General features: G+C 65.2%; 5 protein-coding genes and 1 pseudogene. 4 read left to right on the plus strand and 2 right to left on the minus strand.

Annotated features, from left to right (window positions below):
* Positions 1 to 442: 442 nt before the first annotated feature.
* Positions 443 to 643 carry a hypothetical protein gene (locus ACWIGU_RS44680; RefSeq protein WP_454407684.1) on the minus strand — a complete coding sequence of 67 codons (201 nt, stop codon included), beginning with the start codon at positions 641 to 643 and terminating at the stop codon, positions 443 to 445.
* Here ACWIGU_RS44680 and ACWIGU_RS44685 point away from each other — a divergent pair.
* The 3 genes and pseudogenes from ACWIGU_RS44685 (at position 636) to ACWIGU_RS44695 (ending at position 3207) form a co-directional block, all read left to right on the plus strand.
* On the plus strand, positions 636 to 1046 hold the full coding sequence (locus ACWIGU_RS44685; protein ID WP_454407685.1) for an ATP-binding protein: 411 nt from the start codon (positions 636 to 638) through the stop codon (positions 1044 to 1046). The genes ACWIGU_RS44680 and ACWIGU_RS44685 overlap by 8 nt on opposite strands.
* Before the next feature lie 349 nt (positions 1047 to 1395).
* Positions 1396 to 1860: pseudogene (locus ACWIGU_RS44690) on the plus strand (transposase); the annotation flags it as partial.
* Between the two features lie 198 nt (positions 1861 to 2058).
* A complete protein-coding gene (locus ACWIGU_RS44695) occupies positions 2059 to 3207 on the plus strand; it encodes a beta strand repeat-containing protein (protein WP_454407686.1) in 1149 nt (382 codons plus the stop codon).
* 246 nt (positions 3208 to 3453) lie between these two features.
* On the opposite strand, the gene ACWIGU_RS44700 is transcribed toward ACWIGU_RS44695, so the two are convergent.
* The gene (locus ACWIGU_RS44700; RefSeq protein ID WP_454407687.1) at positions 3454 to 3906 is read right to left on the minus strand and encodes a hypothetical protein; all 453 of its coding nucleotides are present in this window, start codon (positions 3904 to 3906) and stop codon (positions 3454 to 3456) included.
* A gap of 1415 nt (positions 3907 to 5321) precedes the next feature.
* Here ACWIGU_RS44700 and ACWIGU_RS44705 point away from each other — a divergent pair.
* Positions 5322 to 5789, plus strand: a complete 468-nt coding sequence (locus ACWIGU_RS44705) for an AfsR/SARP family transcriptional regulator (protein ID WP_454407688.1) — start codon at positions 5322 to 5324, stop codon at positions 5787 to 5789.
* The last annotated feature ends 275 nt before the right edge of the window (positions 5790 to 6064 follow it).

The following is a 6064-nucleotide window of genomic DNA, read 5'->3' on the forward strand; positions in this document are numbered from 1 at the left end:
ATGCAGTACCGACCCGGCCTCATCGAGGGTCTCATCGCCAAGACCGGCCTCGACTTCCAACCGCCGTAACCTCAGCCATTGAAGATCTCTAGAGCCAAGTTGTGGGTAGAGAAAGGTCGGATTACTGGATGTCGGCTCTGGCCGGAGATTGCATGCGCCGGAGCGCATGGAGTGCCCAGTTTGCGTCGCCATCCAGCATGGTTCCCCTTGAGGGGCTCATCTGGAGGTCGACACATGCCTGTGTGGCTGTCACGCCCTGTTCTCGTTGCGTTGTTTGCGCTGCCTCTTTTGGCCGTCGTGTTGCTGTCCGCGCCGGCTTGGCTGACCTGGCCTTTCCTGCCAGCTGGGCGTCAGGAGGTCGTGTTGGCGGTCCTCGACCGCCTCGTTCAATGGACTCGGGTAGCGGTGCCGCGCGCTGGCGGCAGCGCGGAGCGGGCCGTGGTCAAGTAGTTCGGGTGGCGATCTCGCTGAACGAAGGAATGCCCAGGTCAACTGCTCGTCGAGCTTGCGCCGCTCGGGCGTCGAGTTGTGCGAGCTTGGCCTCGGCTCCGGCGAGGCTGACTTTGAGTCCTTCGACCTCGCCGAGCCAGCCCTCTCGTTCGGCTTCGGCGATACGGTCGAGCAGGTTGTCGCGGATGGCCACGATGCGGTGGCGCTGGGATGGCCACGATGCGGTGGCGCTGGTCGGGGTCAGGCCGCAGGAGGCTGCATCGCAGACAGCTGTGCTCGTGGACGCAGCTGGTTCCGTAGGCGCGGCCGCAGTCGCCCAGGGCGACGCGGCGACGTTCGAAGTGGCCGAGGTACTCCTCCCATTCCTCGTTGGGCGGGATCCGGTATTCCTCGCTGGGGAGCACGATCCTGACGACCAATGTCGGCATCGCCGACTGGCCGGCGCCTTCGGCGATGCCACCGTCGCGGCCGCAATGCTCGACCGGCTCCTGCACCGGGCCGTCGTCGCGGGAATCGACGGCCCCTCCTACCGGCTCCGCGGACACCAGAACCAGGTCGAGACCCTGCGCAAGGGAGTGAATGCCCGTGCCTCCTGACACCGAAAGGCACCTGCCGCAAGGCCCCGAGAGCGTCACCTGCCCTGTCTGAGAGGGCGAGTTCGTCCCTCACCCGCGTCAGATCTACTACTCTCCCCGCTGCAAAGTCCTCGCCCGGCGCTCGGTCCACGGCGCATTCCTGCCCGGCTTGCGGCGGCGAGTTCACTGACAACCCCCGCTTGCGGCAGATCTATTGCTCTCCCGCCTGCCGCCGCGATGCGGAAAAGCAGCGGGACCGCGCGCGACGAACAACGCGGTCGCCGGCTCGGCGAGACACCACCGCCACCCGCACTGCCGGAACTCCCGCCGCCGCCCAGACCCGCATCCCGCGGCGGACCGCGTCCAGGATTCGGGGTCAAGGCCCGTCTACCGCATCCACCTCGACCACGGCCCCGCCAAGGGCCAGCGGAAGGGCTTCACCGAGACCGACTACGCAGGCCTGCTGGATGCCGCACACCAGTAACTCGGCGGTTCGATCGTCGTGGTCTGGGGCAATTTGAACACGCACGTAAGCCACCGCATGCGCCAGCCTGTCGACGCCCAATTATGGCGGACCGTCTACCAACTACCGCCCTGTGCACCCGAGTTCACCTCAGTAGAGGGTGTCTGGTCGCACCTGAAACGGTCTCTGGCCAACCTGACCAAGCACAGCCTCGACCAGCTCACCACGCTCGTGAAGACTCGGCTCAAACGGATGCATTACTGGCCCGGCCTCATTGACGGCCTCATCGCCAAGACCGGCCTCGACTTCCAACCGCGTAACCTCAGTCATTGGAGATCTCTAGCGGTTCCAAGTGTTTTAGGCAAGCCGTGAGACGCGTTGACCGGAATGCCGAGCGCGAAAGAACACGGAAGCAGCGGAACACTCGGCTGCTGGCGTGCTGAGCGAGAAGCTGCTATCAGTTCCACCTGTCACGTCAGCGTCACGCCGAAGTCACACCGTGATGATGGTCGACCGTTCACGATGGCATCCGAGCGGGGGTCACAAGTGCAGCGCCGAAAGGATAATTCCATGACCAGGAAAATCGCACTAAGCGTCGCAGCGACAGTCGCGTTTATCGGAGGAATGACAGCTACGGCTGTCGCGCCGGCTGCCGCTGTCCCGGACGCGGCAGGTCAGGCTGTGGGGGGCATCAGTACGCTCGCAGCCGGGGACGGTTCGGGCAACGTCATTGGAGACAGCTCGGGCAACGTCAGCGGCAACAACGCGGGCAACACCAGCGGCAACCTGTCGGGCAACGTCATCGGGAACGCATCCGGCAACGTCAGCGGCAACAACGCGGGCAACACCAGCGGCAACCTGTCGGGCAACGTCATCGGGAACGCATCCGGCAACGTCAGCGGCAACAACGCGGGCAACACCAGCGGCAACCTGTCGGGCAACGTCATCGGGAACGCGTCGGGCAACGTCGGCGGCAACAACTCGGGCAATGTACTCGGGGACAGCTCGGGCAACATCATCGGGGGCAGTTCTGGAAACGTCACCGGGGAAAGCTCGGGCAATACGATCGGGAACGCCTCTGGTAACGTCACAGGGAACAACGCAGGAAATACTCGCGGCAACCTTTCGGGCAATACGATCGGGAATGCCTCAGGTAACGTGACGGGGAGCAATTCGGGCAATGTGCTCGGCGACCTTTCGCGTAACACGATCGGCAGCAACTCCGGTAACGTCAGAGGGAGCGATTCGGGCAATGTGTTCGGGAGCCTTTCGGGCAACACGATCGGCAGCAACTCGGGCAACACGGTCGGCAACCTGTCGCGTAACACGATTGGCAGCAACTCGGGCAACACGCTCGGCAGCAATTCGGGCAACACGGTCGGCGACCTGTCGCGTAACACGATCGGCAGCAACTCGGGCAACGTGACCGGAAGTAACTCGGGCAACACCCGTGGAGACCTTTCGAGTAACACGATCGGCAGTAACTCGGGCAACGTGACCGGAAGCGATTCGGGCAATGTTCTCGGGAGCCTTTCGCGTAACACGATCGGCAGCAACTCGGGCAACGTCAGCGGGAGCAACTCGGGCAACGTCGCCGGCAGCCGCTCTGGCAACATCACCGGCACCAACTCGGGCAACGTCAGCGGCAGCAACTCGGGCAACGTCATCGGGACCGGCTCGGGCAACGTCAGCGGCAGCAACTCGGGCAACGTGACGTAGTTCTCTCTCTGGGCAGAACCTGACCACCGCAGGCACCTACACCGGCTCCTGCGGTGGGGCACGTGGACCGAGGCATCGCTCGTCGACCCCGCCACCGGCAAAGCAGAGTGGGCGAAGTGATTCGGCAGGGACGAAGCGGAGATCGCCGTTTCCACTTCCTCGCTCGTCCTCAGCGGAGAGGCGAAGGGAGTGTTCGCGCTCGACGAGAAGTCCGGTGAGCGCTCCCCGGGATGGTGGAGAAGTAGTTCATCCTTCCGTCACTCGGAAAAGGAACAGGCCGCCCCGACGTGCAAGGGCAGCTTCGGCTTCCATCCGCCGCTGTGTTTCCTCGCGAACACCGGCGAGGCCGTGTCGGGACGACTGCGGCCCGGCAACTCCAGAGCCAACACCGCCGCCGGTATTCGACCAGGCGCTCAGGCAGATCCCTACGCTCACCGGCACGGCACCGATATCCTCGGCCGCGCCGACAGCGCCGGATCTGCGAAAGCCTTCCTCGCCCACGTCCGCGACGTGAGGAAACAAGGAATCCGTACCTTCTTCTCGGTCGGACACGCGGTCACCGAGTCGGCCCGCCGCGCTGGCCGAGCTATGCCCGACCGCCTCTGGCATCCCGCCCTGGACCAGGACGGCACCCTGCGTGATGGTGCCGAGGTCGCCGAGCTGACCGGCATGGTCGATCTGGACGGCTACCCGGCCCACACGCATCATCGTGTGCCGCGAGCGGGCCGCACCCCGGAGCCCAACTGTTCCGGTTCGAGCAGGACGAGGGCCTGCGTCACAGGTATTCGTCACCGACACCCCTTACTCCAGTGGTGGCTTCGCCCAGTTTCTGGAGATCCGCCACCGTGGGCTTGCCACCGTCGAAGACCACATCCGGTGCGGCAAGACCACCGGCTTCGGCCGCTTTCTCCCTGCCACTTCGGCGTCAACACCGTCTGGCTCGAACTCAGCCTCATGGCGATCGGCCTGCTGGCCTGGGGCCCGCGTCCTGCTGCTGGACGGCGAACTGGCCGCAGTCCGAGCCGAAGAAGCTCCACTACCGGCTGCTGCACGTCACCGCACGCCTCACCCGCGGCGGCCGCCGCCTGCGCTTGCGAATATCGGCGGCCTGGCCCTGGAGATACGAACTGACCACGGCCTTCCATCGACTCGCCGCGTTGCCCCGTCCCGCTGGCTGACCGGCGAACCCTGGCCCACCACTACCCGAAGGGCCTTGGAGAACCCGACCACCGCTCTGGGACTGCGCCATGTCCGAGCACCGAGATCGCGTCGGCCACCCGACAGTGCCCCCCGGCGACGCCTCATCGCCTCAACCGAAACGGCGAGGCTGGGCCAGCTGCATAATCCAATGCCTCCGAGGCAATCGGGAGTCCAGGAAGGAGAGCAGACGAACCAGCCGATCCCGTGTCGCGCCCCGCCGTGGCGGGCGGTCTCCAGTTCACGCACGGCGGGCCGATGGGCGCCACGCGATACCCCGTACTTTTCGGCAAGGGCCGCTTCGCTCTGCGGATCACCGGCTCGCGCAGGGGGAAGTCATTCGGTGACGGCGCGGTCGTGTCGCGCAGCCTTCGTCGGTTTTCCCCCGTCAGACTCCGTCCAGGCATGCGTGCGGTGCCCGTAAGGGGTCGGCGGCCCGCACTCAGAGGGCTCTCCATGGGTCAACTTGGGCGAATTAGACAATCCTCGGCGGGCGGAGCAGCATGGATTTGGGAGGTGTGGAGATCGCGGATCCTTGGAGAATGGCGGCGCCGCCAGTCTGCGGGCGCCTGGGGCAACGGATCCCGAGCGATCACACAGCAATGAGCCCAGATGATGTCGCTGCCTTTTCTATGTCCGTGAACAGCCAGCCATCCGTACACATAGCTCTCCTTGGCGGTTTCGACCTCGTGGTCAACGATGTCTCGGTGGCAGTCCCGGTAGGCTCGAAGCGACTCTTGGCATTCATCGCGCTCAATTACCATTCCCGAGTCTCCGTCCCTCGGTCCTTGATCGCCGGAAGCCTTTGGCCCGAAGCATCCGAGCAGAAGGCGCACACGAACCTTCGGGCGGCGCTGACACGTCTGCACAGCTTGGGCCGGAAGGCGCTGGACATATCTCCCAGAGATGTGCGCCTCGTGCGAGGGGTCGCTGTCGACCTGCATCGTGCCCAGTCGCTCGCCCAACGCATACTCGACCCCTGCGTTCCGGCCGAGGACCTCGGCCTCAATGCGGCGACCGTCGACCAGCTCTCCGCCGATCTGCTGCCCGGGTGGTACGACGAGTGGGTCGTGCTGGAGGCGGAGAAATGGCGCCAGCTCCGACTCCATGCTCTCGAGGAACTGGCGAGAGAGTTCATTGACGCCGAGCAGTTCGCCGGGGCGGTGACGGCCGCTCATACGGCCGTGCAGGCAGATCCACTTCGGGAGAGCAGCCAGGTCTCCTTGATCCGCGCCCATCTGGCGGAGGGCAACCTGGCTGAGGCGCTCGACCACTTCGAACGCTACGCGTGGCGCCTCCGCAACGAGTTGGGGCTCCGCCCCACACAGCGGCTGCGCCAGCTCGTGGCCGGGCTGCGTCAATCACCCCCGGAGGGGGGGCAGTAGGGGCGAAAGCGGACAGAAGGGGCCGTGAGGGCGTCCGCCGTCAACCACGGGTCAAGGGCAGCTCGCCACAGGCGTGATGCGCTGATGAGCGGGCCTGAGCCGGAGCGTCCTGGGCACCCTGGTCGCAGATCATGTCCACCCTTACCATTCCGCTCTCGTCGATCCCCGCCCGCTGACTAACTTGATCTTTAACGTGCGGCGTCGAATGGTCCGTCGAACTTGATCACTCGGTTTGGTATCTGCCGGACATGAAGGCGGCCTTCGTCTGAACATGT

This window comes from Streptomyces sp. NPDC055400, assembly GCF_053644375.1.